Source organism: Nocardiopsis sp. SBT366 (genome assembly GCF_001083815.1).
GTDB lineage: Bacteria > Actinomycetota > Actinomycetes > Streptosporangiales > Streptosporangiaceae > Nocardiopsis > Nocardiopsis prasina.
The window spans coordinates 33,334-57,513 of the sequence record NZ_LAVM01000037.1 but is presented as its reverse complement, the minus strand read 5'-3'; the positions used below and the strand labels follow the sequence as shown (position 1 = coordinate 57,513).

Genomic DNA, 24,180 nt, shown 5'->3' with positions numbered 1-24,180 from the left:
GCCCCCCGCCCCCGGCCCTGGGGGGGCGGGGGCCGCGCCCGCCGCCGCCGGCCCCCCCCCGCCTCCAGCCGGGTCCGGTCCGTGCCGGGGGCTGAGGGCGCGGCCCAGCACCAATCTGGCCAGGGGCAGGGCGCCCATGCGGGCCACGACCAGGACCGCGTCCTTGGGGCCGACCTCGCGGGCGAAGCGGGCGTCCAGTTCCGGGTCGCCACTTCGGGGAGCGACCCCGTAGATCTCGCCGTCGAACATCCGGTAGGCGTCGCGGACCAGCAGGGAGTCGGGGTCCAGGCCGGGGCCGTCGCCGAGCCAGTCTGCGGCGTCGGAGGCGATCCGGCGGACCAGTCCGGGCACGGGGCGGTCCTGGCGCGGGAAGACCCGCGCCCGCCCCAGTCCCTTGCGCCACCCCGCGTAGACGGCCGGGTGGCGGGTGCGCAGTACGACATAGGTGCTGGACAGCGGGTGTGCCAGGACCTCGCGGCTCAGGAAGTGCATCATCAGCGCGGCGGAGAGGCCGGAGCGCCGGTGGGCGGGGACCACACCGGCCGCGTCCAGGTACAAGGCGTTGCGGGCGGCGAAGCGGCGTCGGTGGTAGCCGCCCCAGCCGACGGGCACGCCGTCCGGCCCCAGGATCAGCGCGAGCGAGGAGATCTGGTCGAAGAACCCGGAGGCCATCCGGGCGTGCCAGTACCCGGAGTGGTCGGCGCCGAAGGCGCGGGCCGCCAGGTCGCGCAGCGCGCGGTGGAGGCGTTCGCGGCACTCGGGGGCCAGGGCGGTGGGGTCGTCCCAGCGGGCGACACGGTAGCCGGGTCGGAGCGGCCGGACTGTCGGAGGAACACTGAGTTCGCGCAGTTCCAGGCTGGGGTGTCGGGTCTGGTCGGGCACGCGGAAGCCCCACTTTCATTACTCTACGAAAGTAAACGACTCCTTAACGTAGCGGCTTTGTGGCGTTCCCGTGCGGACTTGACCCAACTGGAGGTTCCTGGGACTAGCCGGACACCGGCTCGGGGGCGGTCACCGCCGGTCGCCGGTACAGGTTCCACGCGGCGCCCGCGTAGGCGCAGACGATGATCCCCGCGATCACGAACCGCGAGGTCATCAGGTGCTCCACCGGGTACAGGACACCGGTGATGTGGAAGTCGATGAACCCGTTCCGCATCACCTCGCGGCCGGTCTGCAAACGGGACCAGTTCTCGATGTCGGTGAGGAAGCACGACCAACCGACCACGACGATCCCGAGCGCGTACACCGCCACCGCGAGGTGCGGCCAGAACATCCTCGGCCACTTCCAGGAGAGGAAGCCGCCGAGGACGACATAGGCGAAGAACAGGTAGTGGATGACCATCGCGGTGTGACCGATGAGGAGGTGCGTCATAGGGCGAACCTAGGCCGGGAGGGGCCCTCCGGACATCGGTGTCCGTACCCACGCGCGGTGAGTACCCGTACTCATGCGCCCTGGTCAGGCCCCCGGGGTGCGTCGGGAGGACCCACCCATGCGTGAGAGCCGCTCTCCCAGACGGCCCATCTCCGCGCGCAGCTCCGCGGGCTCCTCCACCTCCATGTCGACGTCGAGCATGGCCAGGTAGCAGGCCATGCCGACCAGGTCCTCGCCCGCGCACAGCAGCACGCAGGAGTGCTCGTCCACCGCCTCGATGACGCCGTGACGCGCGGCGGGGCCCTCCATGGCCGTCTCGGCGGACACCCCCAGTCGCACACGCGCCTTGATCGGCCACATGTGCAGGTTCATCCGGTCGGCGAGATAGGCGGCCACCCCACGCTCCGGTGGGTCGCGCGGCGGCACCCGCGGGCCGGTGGGAGTGAGCGGGCGCATGCGGTCCAGCCTGAAGGTGCGCCAGTCGTCGCGGTCGGTGTCCCAGGAAACCAGGTACCAGCGGCGCCCATGGGAGACCAGGCGGTGCGGCTCCACGATCCGACGTCCGGTCGACCCGTCGTGGCGTTCGTAGTCGAAGCGCAGCAGCTCGCTGTCACGGCAGGCCGAGGCCACCAGGGTGAGGGTCGCGGAGTCGACCGAGGGGCCCTCGCCCGGCATCGGGACAGTGAAGGTCCCCAGCGCGTCCACACGGCGGCGCAAACGGGAGGGAAGTACCTGAAGGAGCTTGGCCAGGGCCCGCACCGAGGTCTCCTCGATCCCCGAGACCCCGCCCTGCGCGGCGGTGCGCAGGCCCACAGCGACCGCCACCGCCTCGTCGTCGTCCAGGAGGAGCGGTGGCAGGGCCGCACCCGCTCCCAGCTGGTATCCGCCACCGGTGCCCATGGTCGCCTGGATGGGGTAGCCCAGGTCGCGGAGGCGGTCCACGTCGCGCCGGATGGTACGCGGGCTGACCTCGAGGCGATCGGCGAGGTCGGCCCCCGGCCAGTCCTTACGGGTCTGGAGGAGGGACAGGAGCTGGAGCAGCCGGGCCGATGTCGACTTCATGCCCCGAGTCTGCCAGGAGTGGAGGTCCGTTCCTGGCCTCCACCTGCCAGGCCGAACGCCCGGACCGTCACGGCAGCCGCCGCCGCGACCCGCGCCGTTGCGCCTCCTGGGGCGGGGGGGTAGCGGCGGACAGGGCCCGTGACCGGGCACGGTCAGACCCCGACCCCGGCACTCCACGGCTCGGGCAGTTCCAGGCCCAGGTGGTCCGGGGAAAGGGACCGCAACAGGTCCCCGGCGTCGAAGAGGGCTCCGGGTGCGTGTACTCCGGCGCCGGCGCGGACCCGTCCGTCGATGGCCCGAAGGGTGGCCTCCGCGACCAGGGGAGCGGTGACCGCGTAGATGTCACGGCCAAAGGCCCGCGCCCTCCTCCGCTCCCCGCCCCGGTGCACGACCGCGTCCACGACGAAGGTCTGCGCCGAGCGTCCGCTGTCGTCTGCCGCCTCGGGCGCCGGTGTGGCCGGGTCCCGAACGTCCCGCAGGGGCGCCAGGTTCATGTGCGCGCGCACGTCGGGCGTGCGCACGTGCCGGGAGATGGTGACCTGGTCGGCGGTGGGGAACTCGGTGACCTCCGTGAGGCCCAGCGGCTGGGGGAACTCCCAGGTGGTCACCTCGGCCTGCCTCGAAGGCGCGTGGAACCGGCCACCGGAGTACACCATGTGGCGCCCGGCGTTGCGCCTGCCGGTGAGCCGGGTCCCCGAGGTCGGTTCCCACCCGTCCAGGCCGTAGGCGAGGTCGACCGCGTCCGCCTCGGATGCGGCACCCATCGCCGTGGTCGCCAACAGATCGCCGAGCCCGCCGAAGAAGGCCAGGGACGGGACAACCGTCACCCCCGCGGCGCGGGCGGGCTCCTGCCAGTCCTGGAAGATCTCCAGGGCCACGGCCTGTTCCGCGCCCACGTCCAGGTAGGGGACGCGGGCTCGCAGGGCGGCGTCGAGCACGGCGGGCGCGGTGTCGGCGAAGGGACCCGCGCAGTTGATCACCGCCGCCGTCCCGGTGAGGGCGCGGTCCAGGGAGAGCGGGTCGTCGACCGAGGCCACTCGGATCGGGGAGTCGGGGTGGTCGGTCGCCAAAGTTCGCAGGCGGTCAGGGTCACGGCCCACAAGGACCGGGAGGAGGCCCCGTCGACGGAGTTCGGAGAGGACGAAGACGGCGGTGTGCCCGTAGGCCCCGAAGACGGCGACCGCTCGGTGAGGGAGGTTCATGAGTCCATGGTCGAGGTCGCCGAAGGGGAACACGAGTGCCGGAAACGACCACATGCGTACAGTTTCGGACATGACTTCGACTGTGAGGCTGGCGCTGTACGACGGAGCGATGCCGTTCGAGGCCGCTGCCGCCCTGGAGGTGTTCGGGGTCGACCGAGGGTTGGCGGACCCCTGGTACGACTTCGGCGTCTGCTGCCCTCGCCCGACGCGGCTCGGCGCGTGGTTGCGCGTCGAGGCCACGGACGGGTACGACGCCCTCGCCGAGGCCGACACCGTGATCGTCGCGGCCTTCGACGACGTCGGGGCCCATCCGCCCGCCGACCTCGTCCACGCCGTGCGCGCGGCCCACGGCCGAGGGGCCAGGATCGTGTCGCTCTGCACCGGGGCGTTCGTGCTGGCGGCCGCGGGACTCCTGGACGGGCGCCGCGCGACCACCCACTGGATGCACACCGACGCCCTGGCCGACCGGTACCCCCGGGTCCGGGTGGAACCGGACGTCCTCTACACCGATGAGGGCACGGTGCTGACCTCGGCTGGCAAGGCGGCCGGAATGGACCTGTGCCTGCACATCGTCCGTACCGACCACGGCGCCGGGGTCGCCAACGCCCTCGCTCGCCGCCTCGTCGTGCCACCGCACCGGGAGGGTGGTCAGGCCCAGTTCGTCACGGCACCGGCAGCCGTTCAGCCAGGCCACGCCCTCACCGAACTCCTCCAGTGGGCGGCTGGCCGACTGGACCAGCCGTTGACCGTCGCGGACCTGGCGCGACGTTCCAGCACGAGCCCCCGCAACCTCACCCGACGCTTCGTGGCGGTCACGGGTGTGACCCCGCTGCGCTGGCTGAACGACCAGCGTGTGCGCCGCGCCCAGGAACTCCTCGAGACCACCGACGATTCGGTGGAGGTCATCGCCTCCCGTACCGGGACGGGCACCGCCGCCACGCTGCGCAGGCACTTCCGGCGCGCCCTCGGGGTGCCGCCGGACACCTACCGGCGCACCTTCCGCGCGGCCCGCCCCGACCGTTTGCCGGGGCGGGGCGCGTGAGGGCAGGCGCACCTCCCGCGCCGGTCAGGCGGACGGGGACGCGGGGCGGTCGGGGATCAGCACGCTCAGGCAGGTCACGCAGGCCTCCAACTTCTCGAACTCGGAGATGTCGACCGGCAGTACCCGCCAGTGGTCCGCGGTCAGCTGGTGGATGGTCTCGTGCGCGGCGGCACTGACCAGCACGTCACGACCGCCCAGGGGCAGCACGTGCGCGCCCGGTTCCTCGGGGGCCTGGCGGATCGGTGGCAGGCCGCTGGCATCGATCAACTCGGGCAGGCCGACCAAAGTGCCGTCCGGCAGGGCGGTCACGGCCGACTTCAGGTGCAGGGCCCGACCCAGCGCGATCCTGCGGACCTTGCGGCCCAGCGGGGCCAGATGCTGTTCGAGCTGGTCGGCGCCGTCCTCGTTGGTCCGCCCGCCGACCCCCACGTACACGGTCTCCCCGACCTGGAGGACGTCACCGCCGTCGAGGGTCCCGGGATCCTCGATCCGCACCACCCTCAACCCCAGGGCGCTGACCGTGGCCTCCACCCCCGCCACCTCGCCCCGCCGCTCCGTCGCCCCCGAACGGGTCAGGACCGCCAGATCCTCGCACACCACCAACGGGTCCTCCACGAACACCGAGTCCGGGTGCTCCGGGGCCGGATCCACCTCGTGCACCCGCCAACCGGCCGAGGCCACCGTCTCCTGGTAGATGGTGAACTGACGGGCGGCCAGCACCGGATCCACCGAGGCCCGCTCGATGTGCGTGACGATGCCGTCGGCCAGGCGAGGGCTGGGGCGACGCATCAGGGCGACCCCGAAATAGGTGTAACCGTCCATACGACCTCCAGGAAAGGAAAGGGGAAGGGGGCCGGGCTCCGTCAAGGAAAGCCGCAGCGTATCGCGACTCCCTACCCCGTTTCGCGGACCGGCACGCGGGGCGAACGGCTTGTCCGTCGGCGCGGGTGGCGGCAGGGTGGACGTATGGACGTGATCGTTGTCGGCGGCGGGGTCGTGGGGGCCAGCGCGGCCTTCCACCTGACGAAGAAGGGTGTGTCCACGGCTCTGGTGGACGCCTCCCACCTGGGACAGGCCACTGCGGCCGGGACGGGGGTGGTGTTCCCGTGGCCGTTCCCCTGGGACGCGCCACCGGTGTGGGACTTCAAGGCCCGCGCCGCCGAGCACTACCCGGGGCTCATGGCGGAGCTGGCCGAGGACGGGCAGACCACCGGATACGAGGTGGTCGGTGGGATGTCGGTGGACCGCGAGGGCGGCGACGCGGGCTTCGAGCTCCTGCGCACGCTCTCCGAGCGCCCCGAGTTCGCCACCATGGGCCGTGTGGAGCGGTTGGCGGAGGGGGAGCCCCGGCGCCACTTCCCGCTGCTGCCCGAACCCTACGCGGGCGTGCACATCGGCGGCATGGCCCGGATCGACGGGCGCCGTGTCCGGTCCGCCCTGTTCACCGCCGCGGGGGAGCGCGGACTGCACTACTACAAGGGCGACTCCAGCCTGCTGTGGAACGGCCACCGCGTCACCGGTGTACGGGTGGGCAACGAGGACCTGGAGGCGCCGATCGTGATCGTGGCGGCCGGGGCCTGGTCCGCGGGTCTGCTGTCGGTCGCCGGGGTCGAGCTGGGGGTGCACCCGGTGCGCGGTCAGATGACCCACTTCGCACTCCCGGAGCGGGACACCCGCTCCTGGCCGGTGGTGCGGTTCGGGGAATGCGACTACTACGTGAGCGCCTTCGCGCCCAACCGGGTGGTCACCGGGGGCACGACCGAGCCCGAGGCGGGGTTCGACCGCAGGGTGACCGCGGCCGGGCTCTCGCACAACCTGTCCACCGCGCTGGAACTGCTCCCGGAGCTGGCCGAGGCCAGCGTGGTCGAGACGCGTGTGGGGTTCCGTCCCGGCACCCACGACGGCCAGCAGCTGCTCGGTCCCATCGAGCGGCTGCCCGGCGTGCTGGTGGCCACGGGGTTGGGCTCCCAGGGGCTCACCTTCGGCCCGTACCAGGGTGTGGTCGCCGCCCGGCTCGCGATGGGAGAGGACCCCGGGGTGGACCTGTCCGCCTTCGTTCCCGACCGGAGCCAGACCCCCTCCGTGGACTGACCCCGGGCCGGAGCGGGGACGAGGGCCTCGGTGAGGGCGCTGCGGAGCGCGCGGCGCCCACCGGGCCCGGTCAGGCGTTGGGCGGCAGGTCGGTTCCGGCCCCCCGCTGGCGGGTCCGCAGCAGGTCGTGGCGCTCGCCCGGAAGGGTCGGCTCGCCCGCGTCCTGCACCACGAACCCGGCGTCCGCGATCATCTCCAGGTCGTCCCGGCCCGCCTGTCCCTCGCTGGTGAGGTAGTCGCCGAGGAAGATCGAGTTGGCGATGTGCAGGGCCAGGGGCTGGAGGGAGCGCAGGTGGATCTCGCGCCCGCCGGCCAGGCGCACCTCCACGTCCGGGAAGACGAAGCGGGTGGCGGCCAGCACGCGCAGGCAACGCTGCGGGGTCAGTTCCCAGGTGCCCTCCAGGGGCGTGCCGTCGAACGGCATGAGGAAGTTGACCGGGACCGAGTCCGGGGCCAGCTCACGCAGCGCGAACAGGGCGTCGACGAGGTCGTCGTCGCTCTCGCGCATGCCCGCGATCAGCCCCGAGCAGGGGGACAACCCGGCGTGCTTGGCCCGTTGGACCGTGTCGACCCGGTCGGCGAACTCGTGTGTGGTGCAGATGTCGGAGTAGCGCTCCTCCGAGGTGTTGAGGTTGTGGTTGTAGGCGTCGACCCCGGCCTCGCGGAGCCTGTCGGCCTGTCCCTCGGAGAGCAGGCCGAGGCAGGCGCACACCTCCACTCCGGGGTGTTCCTCCTTGATCCCGGCCACGGCGGGGGCAAGGCGGTCCACGTCGCGGTCGGTGGGTCCGCGCCCGCTGGCCACCAGGCACACGCGGCTGGCCCCGGCCTTCACCCCGTGCGAGACGGCCTCTCGGGTCTGGTCGGGCTTGAGCCACGTGTACTTGACGATCTCGGCCTGGGACCCGAGCCGCTGGGAGCAGTAGAAGCAGTCCTCCGGGCACAGGCCGCTCTTCATGTTGACGAGGTAGTTGAGCTTGACCCGGCGGCCGAAGTAGCGACGGCGGACCCGCGAGGCGGCGGCGACCAGGTCCATCAGGTCGTCGTCGGAGCTGTTCAACACCTTCAGGAGTTCGTCGCGGGTGGGGGTCTCACGGCGCAGGGCCTTCTCGGACAGTGCGTGGAGGCAAGCGTGGAAAGTCGTCACGGGAATGATCCTGGGGGCTGGGGGCACGTTCACGCAGTGCCGGAACCCGCCAAGAAACCGATCGAAGTCTTGTGTGCCGTGGCAGGGCCGCAGTGGCTCAACTCGGCCGGTGAGCGGTCTCGTCCGCTCCCGTCCACCGGCCCATGGGCGGCAGCGGGTCGTCCGTGACCGGAAGCGGAGTGAACCCGGCGGCGCGGAAGAACGCGAGCCTTCCCTCCACGCCCTCACCGCCCTCCGGCAGTAGGAACACCCACCTGACCCCGGCCTCGCGCGCCCTGTGCACGTACCGGTCCAGCAGGGCGCACCCGATCCCACGCCTGCGTCGCTCGGGGTCCACGACGACCGCGAGCACGTACCCGTGGGGCGGGGGAGCGGGCGCGCCGGGACCCGTGTACGCCCAGTCGAGCACGGCCTCCAACCAGCCGACGACTCGACCCTCCTCCTCCGCGACGAGGACCACCATCCCGGGAGGCAGGAGCTGCTCCGGGTAGCCCTTCGTGTCGAAATGCGGCGCGGCGCGGATCATGAGGTCACTGATCGCGGGCCCGTCGCGGCCGGTGGCGTTCCGGACGATCATCCACCCAGGGTAATGGAAGAGATCGGTTCGTCGTCCGGCAATTCACGCATGAATTCCCTGTTTGAGCTGCTTACGCCGGGTTTCGCGGTCACTTGCTCCTTTCGGGGTGTCGGGTTGCCACGAACACTCCGAGGCCAGGATCATCACGTTCGGTAATTCCCATGGAAAGGTCACGTTCGCATGATCCGAAGTTCGGCAGCACTCGCCCTGCTCCCTTTCGCCGCCGCTCTTATGCTGGCACCCGCCCCCGCGTACGCCGCCCCCACCCCTCTCACTGAGGCGATCGAAGCCCTCACTGTGGCCGAGGAGTCCAGGGACGGGTACGACCGAAGCCTCTTCCCCCACTGGGTCGACGCCGACAGAAACGGCTGCAACACCCGGGCGGAGGTGCTGCTGGAGGAGGCCGTCACCGCGCCCGAGGTCGGCGAGCGGTGCCGCCTGAGCGGAGGCGAGTGGCACTCCTACTACGACGACCGCACCTTCACCGACGCCCGCGGGCTGGACATCGACCACATGGTGCCGCTGGCGGAGGCCTGGGACTCGGGTGCGTCTCAGTGGAGCACCCAGCGCCGTCAGGCCTACGCCAACGACCTGGACGAGCCCGTCGCGCTGGTCGCGGTCAGCGCGGCGTCGAACCGTTCCAAGTCCGACAAGGACCCGGCCCAGTGGCTGCCTCCGGCGGCCGACGCGCACTGCCGCTACGTCACGGAGTGGACCACGGTGAAGACGCGCTGGGGCCTGACCGTGGACGAGGCCGAACGCGCCGCCCTCGACTCCGTCGCGGAGAACTGCCCGGACGCGGTCGTTGAGACCACCCCGGCACCCTGACGCTCCTTCACGAATGACGCGGGCCCCGGAAACACCGGGGCCCGCGTCGTGTTCGGGGGCGGTTTCGGACGATGAGGGAATCGCGTTCGTGTTTCCTTCCGCGACGACGCGTGGGAGCGGTGTTCTGAGTTTCGCCAATGACCATATACAGGGGGAAGGGAGAGCCTTTCGGGTGATCCGTTCCTGGCGGAAGAGATCCGCTTTCGAGCACCCCGAAGGAGAACCCTTCGAGGTGAACCCCTGTCTCACGAGGAACCGGGTGCGCGGTCAACCGTCGCACCGTTCCGTGCACTCGCGCGAATAATGACGAACGAGATAATCCGTCTCGTTTCGTGATTGATCTCGTTCATGTGGGTATCGAGCCTCCGTAGTTCTCGCACCCCCGCTCCCGCGAGGAAAGGACCCCCCCATGAAGTTCCCCCGTTCCGGAGCGCTGTTCAGGCGTCTGAGCACGCTTGTGGCCACGGCCCTGTTGACCGTCGTACTCGTGCCGGTGAGTGCCGTGGCGAGCGAACAGGCAGTAGCCGCGGTCAACCTGCGCACGCCCTTCGACTGCGGTCAGGTCTGGACCGCCAACACCCGCACCAACCACAACCCGCAGCTGGCGGTCGACTTCCAGCGCTCGAACGCCCTGAACCAGAACGTGCGCTCCAGTGCCGCGGGCACCGTGACCACGGTCGCCGACCGGGGAAACACCAGCTACGGCAAGTACATCGTCATCGACCACGGCAGCGGCGTCACCACCCTCTACGCGCACCTCAACTCGCAGTCGGTCTCGGTGGGCACCCGGGTGAGCACCGGAACCGTCATCGGCAAGGTCGGCAGCACCGGTGGCTCGACCGGTCCGCACCTGCACTACGAGCAGCGTGTCAACGGCACCGTGGTGCGCGCGGTGCTCAACGGGGTGTCGATTCGCTACTACGGCAACACCACCATCACCAGCAGCACCGGCTGCTGACACCTCCCGGTTCACGTGCGGCGCGGGTCCCCCAGGGGCCCGCGCCGTTCGTCGGTCGGCTGCCCTGCGTCGTCGTGAGTTGACGGACCCGAACCCCGGTCGACCCCCGCCCCCGTGCGAGGAACGGCCCCGGCACTCCGACGGCGCTCCTCGTGTGGGGTCAGTCGATGGAGCCGGATCGGTCCGGATGCGGTGGCGTCGTCCAGGAGAACGTCCCGGACCCGGTGACCTCCTCGGTGGACGCGTTGCCCGGGGCCGAGTGGATATCGAGTCGTCCCGTGGTGATTTCCAGCTCGTGGAGGTCAGCGTACGGAGCCTTTGGTGGTGAACGGCAGCACGCAGTCATACGGCTCCCTTCCCCGGGCCCCGCCGAGCTGGGCGGGCTCGCCTCCGGTTTCGGCCTCTCCCGTGCGCGCCCCAGCCACGGGGTCCCGCGGACGTCGTGCGAACTGTTCCGGTGTTTCGGGGCTCGAAACCGAATGTCGGACGGCCTGATCCCGGTAGCGTCGCCAAGGCGCGCCCGCCCGACGAGCGCGCGCTTGGACACCACTCTCAGAAAGCAGCGACCATGCGCGTATCCGTGATCGGCTGTGGCCACCTCGGCGCCCCCCACGCCGCCGCGATGGCGGAACTGGGCCATGACGTCGTCGGCGTGGAACTCAACGCCGACGCGGTCAAGACTCTCAACAGCGGCCAGTCGGCCTTCTTTGAGGACCGCCTGGGCGAACTGCTGGAGCGCCACACCGCCTCGGGACGGCTGCGGTTCACCACCAGCCTCGCCGAAGCCGCCGAGTTCGCCGACCTGCACTTCGTGTGCGTGGGCACCCCCCTGCGCGAGGACCGCAGGGGATACGACGTCTCCCAGGTCCTGGGCGCCGTGCGTGCCCTGGCCAAGCTGCTCACGGGCCCGGCCACGGTCGTGGGCAAGTCCACGGTGACCGTGGGTACCGCCGCCCGCCTGGAGCGCATCCTCTCCGGACACGCGCCCGAAGCCCACCTGGCGTGGAACCCGGAGTTCCTGCGCGAGGGCCACGCCATCCACGACTCCCTCTACCCGGACCGGATCGTGGCCGGGGTGTCCTCCAAGGAGGCCGAACTGGCCGTGCGCGAGGTGTACGCGCCGATCCTGGACCGTGGCACACCCATGATCGTCACCACCCCGGCCACCGCCGAGGTTCTCAAGTCCGCCGCCAACGCGTTCCTGGCCACGAAGATCTCCTTCATCAACGCCATGAGCCAGGTCGCCGACCACACGGGCGCCGACGTCAACGCCATCGCCCACGCGCTCGGCCTGGACGAGCGGATCGGCCCCAAGGGGATGCGGCCCGGCATCGGGTTCGGTGGCGGGTGCCTGCCCAAGGACGTGGCCGCCTTCACCCACCGCATCAACGAACTTGGCGCCCACCAGGCCGCCGCGATGCTGGGTGCGGTCCAGGACGTCAACACCGCGCAGCTGCACTCCGCGCAGGCGCTGGTGGAGGCCGCCAACCAGGGTCCGGTGGACGGCGCCCGCATCGGCGTGCTCGGCGCCTCCTTCAAGGCCGGAACCTCCGACGTCCGCAGCAGTCCGGCGCTGCGGCTGGCCGGGTTGCTCCACCAGGACGGCGCGCAGGTACGCATCCACGACCCCGAGTCGGTGGCGGCCGCGCGGCGCCTGCACCCGGAGTACTCCTACGCGGCCACCGCGGCCGAGGCGGCCACCGACGCCGACCTGCTCGTCATCGGTACCGAATGGCCCCAGTTCACCCAGGACGCGGACCTGCCACGCGAACTGGCGGAGGTCGTCGCACGTCGTGTCGTGGTCGACGTGCGCAACGCCATCGACGTTCCCGTCTGGCAGGCGGCCGGTTGGCAGGTGCGCCAGCTCGGCCGCCCGACCCAACACCCCACCGCCTAGAGGTCCACGAACGGTGTGGCCCCGGGATTCCCTGTGGAGGCGTGGATGGACGGCTGGTTCGATCCAGCCACACGGGCCGGGCGAGCGGCGCGGACGCCCCACTCCGTTAGAGCGGGTCGCTGATCACCACGGACCCGGGGAGACCGACGCAGTGGCCGGGGAACCGCCGGGTACGCCGACTCCTCGGGGGATCCAGAACGGGATGTGCTCGACGACCTCGGCCGCCATCAAGCGGATCAGCCCCCGCTCAGGGTGAGCATGAGAGCGCCTTGCGGTCGACCACCGAACACGGGAGCTGACCCGTCCCCGGAACGCGGCGCAGAGCGGTCCCCTCGTTACGGTGGGGGACCGCTCTCTTGACCAGAGGAGAATCCCATGGCCGACACCGACCCTGCCGGATGCGTCGTAGTGATCACCAACGGGCGCGGCCAGGTGCTGCTCCAGCTTCGTGACGACATCGAGGGCATCTGCTGGCCCGGTCACTGGAGCCTGCCCGGCGGGCACCGGGAAGCAGGCGAGTCCTGGGAGCAGACAGCTCGCCGGGAGGTGGCCGAGGAGACGGGGATCCTCCTCGACCTCGTGAGCGAGGTGAGCGTGGACGAACACCCCGGCGGGCAGGACAGGGTGTTCCACGCGGACTGGGACGGTCCCGAGCGGGACCTGGTGCTGGGGGAGGGGCAGGCCCTGCGGTTCTGCGATCCTGACCGTCTTCCCGCGCCGGTCCCCCCACACATCGCGCACTTCATCCGGCAAACCGCCGAATCGAAGCGCACCGTGTGACCAGGGACTGCTGGCCGGGTCACTGATCCCGGGCGCGGCTGGCGGGGGGAGCGAAGCGGCCCCGCCCGCTGCTGGATCCCGCGCTGCCGCCTGACCCCCTCCTCCAGCACCGAGTCGAGAGTCGACCACTTGGCGTGTATGGCCTCTCGCCGCCCGCCGGATCGGGCCCCGGACGTTCACATCGGCTTGCTCCGGTCCGGGCTCGGATGGGAGAAACGTGGGAGAGGCAGTAGTTGGCGAGGTGCCTCCAACCGCGGTCCGGTGCGTTCCCGGTTCGCGTTGCGCTCCGGGACCGGAGGGCGCTGATCTGTCACTGTGGAGCACGGGCGCACTACCCATGTACGCCTGTGAACTGGGAAGAGGCAGATGTGAGCGATACCGGAGCATCTCCGGCGGGGGCCGGTGACGCGAACCTGGCCCACGTGACCATGATCGCGTCCGCGGCCGCGATGGGTGGCTTCTTGTTTGGTTACGACAGCGCCGTGATCAACGGTGCGGTCGACGCCATCCAGCAGCGGTTCGAGGTGGGACCCGGGATCCTGGGATTCACCGTCGCCTCCGCGCTGCTGGGCTGTGTGGTGGGCGCGGCGGCGGCGGGCAACCTCGCCGACCGGCTCGGCCGCATCCGGGCCATGCAGATCGCCGGTGTGCTCTTCGCGGTGAGCGCCATCGGTTCGGCCCTGCCGTTCTCCATCTGGGACCTGACCTTCTGGCGGATCATCGGCGGCGTGGCGATCGGTATGGCCTCGGTGATCGCGCCGACCTACATCGCCGAGGTCTCGCCCGCCGCCTACCGGGGCCGCCTGGCCTCCCTGCAACAGCTCGCCATCGTGCTGGGAATCGCCTGTTCCCAGTTGGTGAACTACGCGATCGCCCAGGAGGCGAACGGCAGCGCGCACAACATGCTCGGGCCGGTCCAGGCGTGGCAGTGGATGCTGGCCGTGGAGGCGTTGCCCGCGCTGGTCTACCTCGGGTTGAGCCTGATCATCCCCGAGTCGCCCCGATATCTGGTGCGGGTGGGGCGCGTGGACCGGGCCCGGACCATCCTGAGCGAGGTCGAGGGCGGCGGGACCGCCCGGATCGACCGGCGGATCGGGGAGATCAAGGAGGCCCTGGGGTCGGAGGTACGCCCCAGCCTGCGTGACCTCACCGGGAAGTACGGCCTGCTGCCCATCGTGTGGATCGGTATGGCGGTCTCCGCCTTCCAACAGCTGGTGGGCATCAACGTCATCTTCTACTACTCCAGCTCCCTGTGGCAGTCGGTGGGTGTGGCCGAGACCGACTCGCTGCTGCTGAGCCTGTTCACCTCCCTGGTGAACATCGTGGGCACGGTGATCGCGATCATGCTGGTGGACCGGGTGGGGCGCAAGCCGCTGCTGCTGGCGGGGTCGGCGGGCATGACCGTGGCACTGGGCCTGGCCGCCTTCGCGTTCAGCCACGCCACCGGATCCGGCGAAGAGGTCACGCTCCCCTTCATGTGGGGCGTGGTGGCGTTGGTCGCGGCCAGTTCGTTCGTGCTGTTCTTCGCCCTGTCGTGGGGCGCGGTCGTGTGGGTGCTGCTGGGAGAGATGTTCCCGCTGCGGATCCGCGCCGCCGCCATGGGCGTGGCCACCGCCACCCAGTGGCTGGCCAACTGGCTGATCACCGTGAGCTTCCCGAGCCTGCGGGACTGGAGCCTGCCCGGCTCCTACACGATCTACGCGGCCTTCGCCCTGCTGTCCTTCTTCTTCGTGCTCAAGTTCGTGCAGGAGACCAAGGGCAAGACCCTGGAGGAGATGCGGGGTTAGCCCAGATCTGCCCCCGGAAGCCTTCGGCTTCGGCCTCTGGGGGCAGATGGGGGCACGGATGGGAGCTAGGCTGGAAGCGTGGACGGCAGGGAACGGGGCCACACCTGGGACTTCGCGGTGGCGGCCCCCGACAGCGCTCCCGGGGTGGCCGCGATGGTCGGCTACCGCAACCGCGACGCGCCCGACTCCGTCCACCTCGGTCTGCCGTCGGCGACCCTGACCCTCATCCTCAGCCTGGACGACGGGGTCGAGGCCGCTGACACCCCGGACCGGTTGGCCGACGCCCGCCCCAGCCCGGTGCTGTTGGGCGGACTCCACATCCGGGCGACCCACGTGAACCAGCGGCCGGGGCAGTCCGGGGTCCAGGTCTCGGTGCACCCCCTCGCCTCCCGCGCGCTCTTCGGCGTACCGGGGTCGGAACTGGCCGTGGGCGACTCCGACGGGTTCGACGCCTCGGAGATGCTGGGACGTCCCGCCACCGAGGTCCACGAGCGGCTGACCGAGGCACCCGGGTGGGACGCGTCGTTCACGCTGGTCCGTCACTACCTCGTTGCGCGCCACCGCGACCTGGGCGCGGTGGCGCCGAGGAGTGAGGTCGTGCACGCCTGGGAGCTGCTGGCCCGTAGCCGCGGACGATTCCCCGTTGCCGAGCTCGCTCGCGAGGTGGGCCTGAGCGCGCGCCACCTTGGCACTCTTTTCCACCGCGAGGTCGGGCGGTCACCCAAGACGGTGGCGACCCTGATGCGCTTCGAGTACGCACGCACCCTGATCACCCAGGACGTTCGCCTGCACGGCCGGGTCCGGCTCGCCGAGGTGGCCACCGAAGCCGGGTACAGCGACCAGGCCCACCTGAACAGGGAGTTCGTGCGCTTCACCGGGCTCTCCCCGGGGTCCTGGCTGGTCAGGGAGTTCCGAAACATCCAAGACGTGGCCCGCGCCCCACACGAAGAATGGACACCATGAGCAACACGAATCCCACCGTCTGGAGCACGCTCCAGGCCGTGGACGCACCCAGACTGATCGACTACTACGTCGAGACCTTCGGCTTCGTGCTCGCGGCGCGTCACGACGACGGCGACACCGTGGCCCATGCCGAACTGCTGTGGCCCGAGGGCAGCGGCGGTCTCATGCTCGGCACCCACAAGCCCGGAGGCGAGTGGTCACGCCAGCCCGGGACGGCGGGGACCTACGTGGTCACCACCGACCCGGACGCCCTGTACGAGCGGGTGACCGCCCGGGGCGCGGACGTCACCCGCCCCCTCGCGGACACCGACTACGGCTCCCGTGAGTTCGGGGTGCGCGACCCGGAGGGCAACCTCTGGTCGTTCGGCACCTACCCCGGCGCGTCCGCCCCCTGAGGAGCTGACCCCGCCGGAGCCGCCGAGGGGGTCACCGTTCGTCCGGTGCGCCGGTGAACAGCTCGCGCACCTCCTCGGCGGTGGTCTCCCGCAGCTCCTCGTCGAGCAGCAGCCAGCGGGTGATCCCGATGGACTCCAGGAAACGCAGGTCGTGGCTGGCGACCAGCAACGCCCCCTGGTAGGCCTCCAGGGCGTTGGTCAACTGCCGCACGCTGGACAGGTCCAGGTTGTTGGTGGGCTCGTCCAGCATCAACAACTGCGGGGCCGGGGAGGCCAGCATGGTCGCCGCCAGGGCGGCCCGGAAGCGTTCGCCGCCGGACAGCGTCCCCGCGACCTGCGCGGCCCGGTTCCCCTTGAACAGGAACCGTGCCAGCTGGGCGCGGATGTGTTGGGCGCTGACGCCCGGAGCGGCGTCGGAGACGTTCTCCGCGACGCTCAGGGACTCGTCCAGCACGTCCAGCCGCTGTGGCAGGAACCGTACGGGCACGGACACGTCGACCTCGCCCTCCACGGGGCTCTCCTGCCCGGCCACGGCGCGCAACAGCGTGGTCTTGCCCGCTCCGTTGCGTCCCACCAGGGCGATCCGCTCCGGTCCGCGTACCAGTAGGTCGCCCGAGACCAGACGGCCGAACCGGGGGCGCACCCCGCGCAGACTGAGCACGTCACGGCCGTTGGGAACCTCGGTGTGGGGCAGCTCCACCCGGATCTCCGCGTCGTCACGCACCGCGTCGGCCGCCTCTTCGCGGCGTTCGCGCGCCTCGTCGAGCCGGTCCTCGTGGGTGCCCCGGAGCTTGCCCGCGGACTCCTGGGCGGCCCGCTTGAGCGCGCCCTGGACGATCTTCGGGATTCCTCCGTCGATGGCCGCCTTCTTGGCGGTGCGCTGGCGTCGGGCCAGTTTGACCTGGGTCTCCTCCAGTTCCCTTTTCTGTCGGCGCACGTCGGCGTCGGCCGCGCGCAGGGTCCGTTCGGCCGCCTCCTGCTGCACGGCCAGCGCCTCCTGGTAGGCGGTCCAGCCGCCGCCGTAGACGGTCACCGAGCCGGTCCGCAGCTCCGCGATCCGGTCCACCCGTTCCAGGAGTTCCAGGTCGTGGCTGACCACCACCAGGGAGCCCGACCGCCAGGTCTCCACCGTCTCGTAGAGTCGGCAGCGTGCGACGAGGTCCAGGTTGTTGGTGGGTTCGTCGAGCAGGAGCACGTCGGGGCGCTCCAGCAGGACCGTGGCCAGGCGAAGCAGGACGGTCTCGCCGCCGGAGAGCTGGCCGACGCTGCGGTCCAGGCCGATCCCGCCCAGCCCCAGCGAACCCAGGGTCGCCAGGGTGCGCTCCTCGATGTCCCAGTCGTCACCGACCGTCTCGAAGTGCTGTTCGGAGGCGTCTCCTGCCTCGATGGCGTGCAGGGCGGTGCGTTTGTCGGCGATGCCCATCGCCTGGTCGACCCGCGTGCCGGTGTCGAGCGTGACGTTCTGCGGCAGGTAGGCCAGGCTCCCGCCGACGGTCACCGAACCCCTTGCGGGACGCAGTTGACCGGCCAGGAGCCGTAGCAGGGTGGACTTGCCAGCGCCGTTGGTGCCGACCAGTCCGGTACGGCCCCGGCCGAGGGTGAGGGACAGTCCGTCGAACACGACGGTGCCGTCCTTCCACTGGAAGGCCAGGTCAGAACAGGCGACGGCGGCACTCGTGGTGGTGCTGGTCTTGGACATGGGTGTTCTCGCAGTCAGAAGCGGTGTGGAAAGGGCTTCGTGTGCGAGCACCACGCGGCGTTGCGCCGTGAGGGAAGGCGAGGGGGTCCTGGTCGAGTCAGGGACGGCTCCTACACCGAGGTTCCATGCACGCGTCGGACAGCCGGAGACCGGCGCCGTACCGCGTGATGATCGCGAACCTCAGATGCGCAACGTCCACCTCGATCGTAGACAACAGGACGAGGAGAACTGTACCCACTCGGCCCTGAGTGTCAATCAGCCAGCGCGTGTGACGTGAGTCTCCGAGGGCTCAGAACTCCTCGAGGTCGATCTTGCGCTGGAGGTACTCCTCGCGGCTGATCTCACCTCGGGCGTAGCGCAGGCGCAGCTCCTGGGTGGCGGCGTCCGTGGCCGGGGGAGGAGCGATCGACGGCCCGGTGCGGCGCCGCGTGAGCAGCTGGCCGACCTCGGTGACGGTGAGCACGAAGAAGAAGGCCAGGCCCAGCACGACCACGATCGCGACCACGGCGACGAAGACGTTCACGGCGTCCCTACCTTCGACAGTGAGCGGACCGGCGTGCCCGCGGTTCCTCCTGTCTACAGCCTGCCCGGTCCCATCACCAGGGCTGGCGATCCTTGAACCACCCAGAAAGGCGTAATCTGGGACATCGCGATCCAACGGCCGGTCCCAGAAAGGGCGGGATGCGCGTTCTCCTCGTGGACAACCACGACTCTTATACGTACAACCTGTTCCAGCTCCTCGCCGAGGTGCTCGGCACGGAGCCCCTGGTTCTGACCAACGACGACCCCCGCTGGGCCGAGTTCGACCCCGCCACCGTGGACGCGGTCGTGGTGTCACCGGGACCGGGCCGCCCGCAGAACGCCCGCGACCTGGGACACGTCACGGAACTCCTCGCGCACACGGACCTGCCGGTCCTCGGGGTGTGCCTGGGGCACCAGGCCATCGCGCACCTGGCCGGAGCCGAGGTGAACGCGGCGCCCCAGCCCCGCCACGGACACCTGACCCGGGTCCGGCACGACGGCACCGGGCTCTTCTCAGGGGTGCCGCAGGACTTCACCGCCGTGCGCTATCACTCCCTCGCCGTGTCCGAGCCCCTGCCCGGGAACCTCGTGGCCACCGCCTGGGCCGAGGACGGCGTGGTCATGGGGCTGAGCCACCGCGACCTGCCGCGCTGGGGCGTGCAGTTCCACCCCGAGTCCATCGCCAGCGAGCACGGAGCCGACCTGGTCGCCAACTTCCTGGCACTGGCCCGCGACCACCAAGGAGCGTCCTCCGCTCACAACGCCCAGGGGCCGACCACCAGGAACGACACCGAGAGCGGACCCTCGATCCGCTCCGAGTCGCTCCCCTACGCGGTGGACACCGAGCGCGCCTTCGCCCACCTGTACGGCGACTCCGAACACGCCTTCTGGCTGGACAGCTCCCGCCCCGATGGGCCCGCCCGTTTCTCCTTCCTCGGAGACTCCTCCGAGGTCCTCACCTACGACGTCGGCGACACGGGCGTGCGTGTGCACACCACCGACGGGACCCGTGAGGAGCCCGGTGACGTGTTCGGGGCACTGGAACGGCGCACCCGCCACACACCCCGCCCGACCGGACTGCCGTTCGGGTTCACCGGCGGCTACGTGGGCTACTTCGGCTACGAACTCAAGGCCGACTGCGGGGCCGCCCAGGCCCACACGGCCGACACCCCGGACGCCGTGTGGATGCGCTGCGACCGCTTCGTCGCCGTCGACCACCATGAGGGCCGCACCCATGTGGTCTGCGCGGACGATGAGCCAGACGCGGACGAGTGGGTCCGGAACACGCTCGCGGCCCTGGGCGACCTCCCCCCGCTGCCCGAGCCCGCGCCCTCGCTCACGCCAGTCGACCTGGCCTCGCTCCTGGAACAGTCCCGCGACGCCTACGTGGACGACGTCAAGACGTGTCTGGGCCACCTGACCGACGGCGAGAGCTACGAGATCTGCCTGACCAACCGGGTCCGTCTGCCCGACCTCGGCGACGGTGGCGACCTGGACTTCTACCGCCGCCTGCGCGCCGCCAGCCCCGCCCCCTACGCCGCGTTCCTCCGGGCCCGGGGAGTGACCGTGCTCAGCGCCTCACCCGAGCGCTTCCTGCGCGTGGATGCGGAGCGTGTTGCCGAGAGCCGCCCCATCAAGGGCACCGCGCCCCGCCACGCCGATCCGGCAACGGACGCCCGCATCGCCTCCGAGCTGCGCACCGGCGCCAAGACACGCGCCGAGAACCTCATGATCGTGGACCTGCTCCGCAACGACCTCGGCCGAGTGTGTGAGGTCGGCAGCGTGGAGGTGCCCGCCTTCATGTACACGGAGTCGTACGCGACCGTGCACCAGCTGGTCTCGACCATCCGAGGACGGCTGCGCCCGGAGGTGTCGACGCTGGAGGCGGTCCGCGCCTGCTTCCCGGGCGGTTCGATGACCGGTGCGCCGAAGCTGCGCACAATGGAGCTCATCGACCGGCTGGAGTCCTCAGCCAGAGGTGTGTACTCCGGGGCGCTGGGCTACGTCTCGTACACCGGCGAGGCGGACCTCAGCATCGTCATCCGCACGGCCGTGCACGCCAACGGTGGGGTCACCGTGGGCGCTGGCGGGGCGATCGTGCTGGACTCCGACCCCGAGGACGAGTACGAGGAGATGCTCCTCAAAGCCGAGGTCCCAGCCCGAGGCCGGTAGGAGCGCGCTCCGTTCGAGCGAGTGTCCTTGCCTCGTTGCGTCAGGGATCAGTCGCAGTGGTCGTCGTGGGTTTCCTTCGGCCCGTCGTCAGCGGGCTCGGGCTCGGGTGGGTCAGGGTCTTCGTGGGGGCGAGAGCCCATGCCCGTGACTGGAGCAGGACACCCCTGCGCCGCAGGCGGTCACCCCGGCCTGATGCGGCCCATCCTCGCGTGCGGGGAACACTTCCATCTGGAGTGGATCTGGAGTGAGCGACTGGACCATCCCCGCGTGCGCGGGGAGCACACCTACAGCAACTACGCGCAGGCCAGGAGGGCGGGACCATCCCCGCGTGCGCGGGGAGCACCCTTTTTCACGTGCGAACTTACCGGCGGCAAGGGCCTGTTTTTGTAAGTTCTCCAGAAACAGACAAATCCGGCGCAGCCTTTCCAGTTCTCCCGCCTCATTGTCCTCCATGACCAGGACGATCTTCCCCGTGGTCCGGCCGGTCTCGCCCAGCGAGTGGGCTTCGCCGCCTCGGACAGCGGGACATCGCCTTCACGTGCACCTTCAGGACTCCCTCGTCCACAAGTCCGGCGATCGCTTCCACTCCGGCGTGGTCGTCCTCGTCCAGCATCGCCACCGCTCGGATGTCGCGTTGGTGAGGCCCACTCGACCACCTCTCCGGAAAGGGGTAGCAGGCACCTGGTCCGCTCCGACCACGGGCAGCGAGCTCGCGAACCGGGTGGCGCGAACCTGGCGCGACGGCGGCCAGGCCCCCTGTCTGACCTGGCCGAACACGCACACATGAGCCTGAGGACCTTCATCCGCAGGTTCAACGAGGAGGTCGGGACGAGCCCGGGGCGGTGGTTGATCCACCAGAGGGTCCTGGGGGCGCGTCACCTGTTGGAGACCACGGACCTCCCGGTGGACGAGATCGCGGGACGGGTCGGGTTCGCCACCGGCACCTCCCTGCGCCAGCACCTGCGGGCCGCGATCGGGGTGTCCCCACTCACCTACCGGCGCACCTTCCGGGGCCCGGAGGTGGCTGTTTCCTGAGGTCAGCGGCGCGGGGAGCCGGACGAACCCCGACTGCGGACACAGGGTGTTCCGGTGGAACATGATTGCCCTGGCCACTAGTGTCGGCGGCACCATCCAGGCGGAACTCAGCTGCGGAGTGATCCAGTATGTCCACGATCCTGTTCCTGATGACCGGCGCCGACCACTGGACTCTGGCGGACGGCACCCGGCACCCCACCGGTTTCTGGGCGGAGGAGGCTGTCGCCCCCTACGAAGCGTTCAGGGACGCCGGACACGAGATCGTCGTCGCGACTCCCGGCGGGGTCGTGCCTCCCGTTGACCGGGGCAGCCTGGAGGCGGGCGCCAACGGCGGCCAGGAGAACGCCGACCGGGTCTCCGCCCTTTTGGACTCCTTCACCGAACTCCACTCGCCGCTCAGTCTGGAGGAGGTCGACCTCGGCGACTACGACGCGGTGTACCTGCCCGGAGGGCACGGTCCCATGGAGGACCTGGCGGTGGACACCGTCTCCGGTGACCTGCTCACCACCGCTCTGGAGACGGGCAAGCTGCTCGGCGTGGTCTGCCATGCCCCCGCGGCGATGCTGGCCGCCGAGCGACCGGACGGGGCGAACCCGTTCGCCGGTTACCAGGTGAGCGCGTTCACCAACACGGAGGAGACCCAGGCGGGGCTCGCTGACAAGGCCGCGTGGCTGCTCCAGGACCGCCTGGTGGAGGCCGGGGTGGACTTCCAGGAGGGCGAGCCCTGGTCCCCCAAGGTCGTGGTGGACCGCAACCTGGTCACCGGCCAGAACCCCGCGTCCTCCGCCCCGCTGGCCCAGGAGATGCTCAGGCTGATGGGCTGAGGCCCCCGCGCTGGCCAGCGGAAAACCGGTTGCCGCGCCCGCTGGTCAGCGCCACTGTGGTCTCCCATGAGCATCCCCCCGTTCCAGATCAGGGCCAGGTACACCGACACGACGGTCACCGTCTACCAGGCCTACGCCCCCGCGATCGGCGTCCCCGCCGCGTGTGAGGGCCGCTTCCCGGCGTCGTGGAAGCGGGAGCGGATGACCTGGATCAAGCCGTCGATCCTCTGGATGATGTACCGCTGCGGGTGGGGGCGGAAGGCGAACCAGGAGACGGTGCTGGCGGTGGAGATCACCCGCGAGGGGTTCGAGTGGGCCCTGCGCCGCTCCGCCCTGTCGCACTACAGGCCCGGTCTGCACTCCGACCGAGACGCCTGGAAACGGGAACTGCGCACGGCCCCGGCGCGTGTCCAGTGGGATCCCGAACGCGATCTTCGCATGAACCCGCTCGCGTACCGCTCCCTCCAGCTGGGGCTGTCCGGCGAGGCGTCCCGCCGCTACGCGGACGAGTGGACGGTGTCGATCACCGACGTCACACCCCTGGCCCACGAGCTGCGCGAGCTGGTGAGCCGAGGTGAGCTGGACACGGCCGCCGCGCTGCTGCCGCGGGAACGCCCGTATCCGATCGCGGACCGGGCCATCGCACACCTGCGACCAGCCCAGAGCCGGATCTAGCCGTGCCCTCGACCCCTTGACGGGGCGGGACGTCCGGCGTCCTGCGGGTGGGCGGGCGTTCACGAGAGACAGGTCCTAGAGGCACCGTGCCTTAGGGGGCTAACCGGCCGGTTCGGCGCGGGCTCGCATACCGTCGCGCGTGTACATCCAGGCGGTCCCGCAGGTGAAGGGGACCTCGGTACAGCCCTTGGACAGACAGGGTTCCCAGGCTCCGCAGCGCTCCGTCCTCGTGGTGGCACCACCGCGCGGGTCGGGTTCGTCGGGGCCCAGGGTCGCCAGCAGTGCGTGGGCCTCCTCCGTCCCGAACGCGGAGACGGCCAGCCCCCGCAGCTCGCGTTCCCTGACCGGGTCGAGGCCGTCGCGGAACACCAGCACATCGGACAGCGTGCGCCGGGCCATGTGCACCACCTCGCGCTGCGCCGCGCTGAGATGGGGGTGGGCGCGTTCGTAGCGCCGCAGGTGCTCCAGCCACAGGTCACGGCGGGCGCGGGGAGGGAGCTCGGCGAAGACGAGGCGGCGGTGGACCAGAGGGTGCGTGGTGAACGCGTCGTAGTCCCTGGGGAGGCGGTCACGGTTGGCCTCCACCCACTCGCGAGCCAGACCGTGGTCGGAACGGGCCAGTGCCGGGGTACGGCCCGCCAGCGCGAGGGTCATGATGACGAACCAGCCCGCGCGCAGCCTCTGCAACCGGGGCCGCACCGAGGCTCCGGGGGAGGACACCCGGGACCGCTCCCAGGGGGCGCGGCGGCGTTGGCGGCTGAGTTCGCCCAGGGCCTCGACGACCCGCAGAGCGGCCTGCGCGCCCAGGCCCCGCAGGAGCGGCCGGACCATGGAGACCCCGCTCCAGCAGCGGACCTCGGTTCCTCGGTGCCGGACCAGCGTGGGGACCCAGGGGGCGTTGGGCCCCCACTGACGGACCCGCCACTCGCGCACCTCCGGGTGGGTGAGCGGAAGTGTCTCCAGCCGACCACCCGACACGGACTCCACCGTCGTGGAGATGTCCGCGCACCTGTCACACGAGGAGTCGAAGGCCAACACGTACCGAACCCGAATGTCCCTCATGATCTCCCTTCCCCCGCTGCCGCATCCCAGTGTCAAGGGGAGTTCTTCGCCGTGGGTCAGGTTTTCGGAACTTGGTACCTCCAATCGATGGTC

Annotated in this window: 23 protein-coding genes; 13 read left to right on the top strand and 10 right to left on the bottom strand. The window is 70.7% G+C overall.

Features of this window, described 5'->3' with window-relative positions; all coding sequences use genetic code 11:
* The 4 genes from ADX84_RS13450 to ADX84_RS13435 all read right to left on the bottom strand — a co-directional run.
* The coding region (locus tag ADX84_RS13450) for a GNAT family N-acetyltransferase (RefSeq protein ID WP_049573166.1) at positions 1-882 on the bottom strand (882 nt) is incomplete at its 3' end.
* A 103-nt stretch (positions 883-985) separates the two neighbouring features.
* Positions 986-1,372 (bottom strand): DUF2784 domain-containing protein, encoded by a 387-nt coding sequence (locus ADX84_RS13445; RefSeq protein ID WP_049573165.1) that lies wholly within the window; start codon positions 1,370-1,372, stop codon positions 986-988.
* A gap of 84 nt (positions 1,373-1,456) precedes the next feature.
* Entirely contained in the window at positions 1,457-2,434 is a 978-nt protein-coding gene (locus ADX84_RS13440) for a YafY family protein (protein ID WP_049573163.1), read from the bottom strand.
* Between the two features lie 152 nt (positions 2,435-2,586).
* The gene (locus ADX84_RS13435; protein WP_369801078.1) at positions 2,587-3,708 is read right to left on the bottom strand and encodes a trans-acting enoyl reductase family protein; all 1,122 of its coding nucleotides are present in this window, start codon (positions 3,706-3,708) and stop codon (positions 2,587-2,589) included.
* Between ADX84_RS13435 and ADX84_RS13430 the strand changes: the two genes are divergently transcribed.
* Positions 3,707-4,678, top strand: a complete 972-nt coding sequence (locus ADX84_RS13430) for a helix-turn-helix domain-containing protein (RefSeq protein ID WP_049573161.1) — start codon at positions 3,707-3,709, stop codon at positions 4,676-4,678. The two genes, ADX84_RS13435 and ADX84_RS13430, sit on opposite strands and share 2 nt — an antisense overlap.
* Positions 4,679-4,702: 24 nt before the next feature.
* On the opposite strand, the gene ddaH is transcribed toward ADX84_RS13430, so the two are convergent.
* The gene (gene ddaH, locus ADX84_RS13425) at positions 4,703-5,500 is read right to left on the bottom strand and encodes a dimethylargininase (RefSeq protein ID WP_049573155.1); all 798 of its coding nucleotides are present in this window, start codon (positions 5,498-5,500) and stop codon (positions 4,703-4,705) included.
* 144 nt (positions 5,501-5,644) lie between these two features.
* Here ddaH and ADX84_RS13420 point away from each other — a divergent pair, with 144 nt between their 5' ends.
* Positions 5,645-6,769: an FAD-binding oxidoreductase gene (locus ADX84_RS13420; RefSeq protein ID WP_049573152.1), complete on the top strand. Its 1,125-nt coding sequence runs from the start codon at positions 5,645-5,647 to the stop codon at positions 6,767-6,769.
* 70 nt (positions 6,770-6,839) lie between these two features.
* On the opposite strand, the gene bioB is transcribed toward ADX84_RS13420, so the two are convergent.
* Both bioB and ADX84_RS13410 read right to left on the bottom strand, forming a co-directional pair.
* Positions 6,840-7,913, bottom strand: a complete 1,074-nt coding sequence (gene bioB, locus ADX84_RS13415; protein WP_049573147.1) for a biotin synthase BioB — start codon at positions 7,911-7,913, stop codon at positions 6,840-6,842.
* Between the two features lie 97 nt (positions 7,914-8,010).
* Complete coding sequence (locus ADX84_RS13410) at positions 8,011-8,490, bottom strand: GNAT family N-acetyltransferase (RefSeq protein ID WP_049573145.1); 480 nt, start codon at positions 8,488-8,490, stop codon at positions 8,011-8,013.
* Positions 8,491-8,670: 180 nt separating this feature from the next.
* Here ADX84_RS13410 and ADX84_RS13405 point away from each other — a divergent pair, with 180 nt between their 5' ends.
* The 7 genes from ADX84_RS13405 to ADX84_RS13375 all read left to right on the top strand — a co-directional run bounded on the left by ADX84_RS13405 (position 8,671) and on the right by ADX84_RS13375 (position 16,098).
* Positions 8,671-9,318 carry an HNH endonuclease family protein gene (locus ADX84_RS13405; protein ID WP_049573142.1) on the top strand — a complete coding sequence of 216 codons (648 nt, stop codon included), beginning with the start codon at positions 8,671-8,673 and terminating at the stop codon, positions 9,316-9,318.
* A 409-nt stretch (positions 9,319-9,727) separates the two neighbouring features.
* Positions 9,728-10,276: a M23 family metallopeptidase gene (locus ADX84_RS13400; protein WP_049573132.1), complete on the top strand. Its 549-nt coding sequence runs from the start codon at positions 9,728-9,730 to the stop codon at positions 10,274-10,276.
* Positions 10,277-10,844: 568 nt separating this feature from the next.
* Positions 10,845-12,173 carry a UDP-glucose/GDP-mannose dehydrogenase family protein gene (locus ADX84_RS13395; protein ID WP_049573130.1) on the top strand — a complete coding sequence of 443 codons (1,329 nt, stop codon included), beginning with the start codon at positions 10,845-10,847 and terminating at the stop codon, positions 12,171-12,173.
* Positions 12,174-12,548: 375 nt separating this feature from the next.
* A complete protein-coding gene (locus ADX84_RS13390; RefSeq protein WP_049573126.1) occupies positions 12,549-12,953 on the top strand; it encodes an NUDIX domain-containing protein in 405 nt (134 codons plus the stop codon).
* A gap of 368 nt (positions 12,954-13,321) precedes the next feature.
* Positions 13,322-14,740 (top strand): sugar porter family MFS transporter, encoded by a 1,419-nt coding sequence (locus tag ADX84_RS13385; RefSeq protein WP_049573124.1) that lies wholly within the window; start codon positions 13,322-13,324, stop codon positions 14,738-14,740.
* A 78-nt stretch (positions 14,741-14,818) separates the two neighbouring features.
* Complete coding sequence (locus tag ADX84_RS13380; RefSeq protein WP_156208076.1) at positions 14,819-15,703, top strand: AraC family transcriptional regulator; 885 nt, start codon at positions 14,819-14,821, stop codon at positions 15,701-15,703.
* Positions 15,700-16,098, top strand: coding sequence for a VOC family protein (locus ADX84_RS13375; protein ID WP_049573178.1), 399 nt, complete (start codon positions 15,700-15,702; stop codon positions 16,096-16,098). The genes ADX84_RS13380 and ADX84_RS13375 overlap by 4 nt, the downstream gene beginning before the upstream one ends.
* Before the next feature lie 31 nt (positions 16,099-16,129).
* Here ADX84_RS13375 and ADX84_RS13370 read toward each other — a convergent pair whose 3' ends face one another.
* Positions 16,130-17,797, bottom strand: a complete 1,668-nt coding sequence (locus ADX84_RS13370) for an ABC-F family ATP-binding cassette domain-containing protein (RefSeq protein ID WP_049573113.1) — start codon at positions 17,795-17,797, stop codon at positions 16,130-16,132.
* Positions 17,798-18,086: 289 nt separating this feature from the next.
* Positions 18,087-18,320 carry an SHOCT domain-containing protein gene (locus ADX84_RS13365; protein WP_049573111.1) on the bottom strand — a complete coding sequence of 78 codons (234 nt, stop codon included), beginning with the start codon at positions 18,318-18,320 and terminating at the stop codon, positions 18,087-18,089.
* A 158-nt stretch (positions 18,321-18,478) separates the two neighbouring features.
* Here ADX84_RS13365 and pabB point away from each other — a divergent pair, with 158 nt between their 5' ends.
* The 4 genes from pabB to ADX84_RS13345 all read left to right on the top strand — a co-directional run bounded on the left by pabB (position 18,479) and on the right by ADX84_RS13345 (position 23,025).
* On the top strand, positions 18,479-20,491 hold the full coding sequence (gene pabB / locus ADX84_RS13360) for an aminodeoxychorismate synthase component I (RefSeq protein ID WP_049573103.1): 2,013 nt from the start codon (positions 18,479-18,481) through the stop codon (positions 20,489-20,491).
* Positions 20,492-20,989: 498 nt separating this feature from the next.
* Positions 20,990-21,526 carry a helix-turn-helix domain-containing protein gene (locus tag ADX84_RS13355; protein WP_369801077.1) on the top strand — a complete coding sequence of 179 codons (537 nt, stop codon included), beginning with the start codon at positions 20,990-20,992 and terminating at the stop codon, positions 21,524-21,526.
* Between the two features lie 128 nt (positions 21,527-21,654).
* Positions 21,655-22,350, top strand: coding sequence for a type 1 glutamine amidotransferase domain-containing protein (locus ADX84_RS13350; protein WP_049573101.1), 696 nt, complete (start codon positions 21,655-21,657; stop codon positions 22,348-22,350).
* 66 nt (positions 22,351-22,416) lie between these two features.
* The gene (locus tag ADX84_RS13345; RefSeq protein ID WP_049573098.1) at positions 22,417-23,025 is read left to right on the top strand and encodes a DUF4291 domain-containing protein; all 609 of its coding nucleotides are present in this window, start codon (positions 22,417-22,419) and stop codon (positions 23,023-23,025) included.
* Positions 23,026-23,124: 99 nt separating this feature from the next.
* On the opposite strand, the gene ADX84_RS13340 is transcribed toward ADX84_RS13345, so the two are convergent.
* A complete protein-coding gene (locus tag ADX84_RS13340) occupies positions 23,125-24,087 on the bottom strand; it encodes a bacteriocin fulvocin C-related protein (protein ID WP_049573095.1) in 963 nt (320 codons plus the stop codon).
* Between the last annotated feature and the right edge of the window lie 93 nt (positions 24,088-24,180).

What these genes read in the sequence shown, in the direction of transcription:
- pabB (WP_049573103.1), top strand. Translation starts at nt 18,479, where the DNA reads ATGCGCGTTCTCCTCGTGGACAACCACGACTCTTATACGTACAACCTG.
- ADX84_RS13340 (WP_049573095.1), bottom strand. Translation starts at nt 24,087, where the DNA reads ATGAGGGACATTCGGGTTCGGTACGTGTTGGCCTTCGACTCCTCGTGT.
- ADX84_RS13395 (WP_049573130.1), top strand. Translation starts at nt 10,845, where the DNA reads ATGCGCGTATCCGTGATCGGCTGTGGCCACCTCGGCGCCCCCCACGCC.
- ADX84_RS13345 (WP_049573098.1), top strand. Translation starts at nt 22,417, where the DNA reads ATGAGCATCCCCCCGTTCCAGATCAGGGCCAGGTACACCGACACGACG.
- ADX84_RS13430 (WP_049573161.1), top strand. Translation starts at nt 3,707, where the DNA reads ATGACTTCGACTGTGAGGCTGGCGCTGTACGACGGAGCGATGCCGTTC.
- ADX84_RS13445 (WP_049573165.1), bottom strand. Translation starts at nt 1,372, where the DNA reads ATGACGCACCTCCTCATCGGTCACACCGCGATGGTCATCCACTACCTG.
- ADX84_RS13440 (WP_049573163.1), bottom strand. Translation starts at nt 2,434, where the DNA reads ATGAAGTCGACATCGGCCCGGCTGCTCCAGCTCCTGTCCCTCCTCCAG.
- ddaH (WP_049573155.1), bottom strand. Translation starts at nt 5,500, where the DNA reads ATGGACGGTTACACCTATTTCGGGGTCGCCCTGATGCGTCGCCCCAGC.
- ADX84_RS13390 (WP_049573126.1), top strand. Translation starts at nt 12,549, where the DNA reads ATGGCCGACACCGACCCTGCCGGATGCGTCGTAGTGATCACCAACGGG.
- ADX84_RS13420 (WP_049573152.1), top strand. Translation starts at nt 5,645, where the DNA reads ATGGACGTGATCGTTGTCGGCGGCGGGGTCGTGGGGGCCAGCGCGGCC.
- ADX84_RS13370 (WP_049573113.1), bottom strand. Translation starts at nt 17,797, where the DNA reads ATGTCCAAGACCAGCACCACCACGAGTGCCGCCGTCGCCTGTTCTGAC.
- ADX84_RS13375 (WP_049573178.1), top strand. Translation starts at nt 15,700, where the DNA reads ATGAGCAACACGAATCCCACCGTCTGGAGCACGCTCCAGGCCGTGGAC.
- ADX84_RS13350 (WP_049573101.1), top strand. Translation starts at nt 21,655, where the DNA reads ATGTCCACGATCCTGTTCCTGATGACCGGCGCCGACCACTGGACTCTG.
- ADX84_RS13435 (WP_369801078.1), bottom strand. Translation starts at nt 3,708, where the DNA reads ATGTCCGAAACTGTACGCATGTGGTCGTTTCCGGCACTCGTGTTCCCC.
- ADX84_RS13405 (WP_049573142.1), top strand. Translation starts at nt 8,671, where the DNA reads ATGATCCGAAGTTCGGCAGCACTCGCCCTGCTCCCTTTCGCCGCCGCT.
- ADX84_RS13410 (WP_049573145.1), bottom strand. Translation starts at nt 8,490, where the DNA reads ATGATCGTCCGGAACGCCACCGGCCGCGACGGGCCCGCGATCAGTGAC.
- ADX84_RS13400 (WP_049573132.1), top strand. Translation starts at nt 9,728, where the DNA reads ATGAAGTTCCCCCGTTCCGGAGCGCTGTTCAGGCGTCTGAGCACGCTT.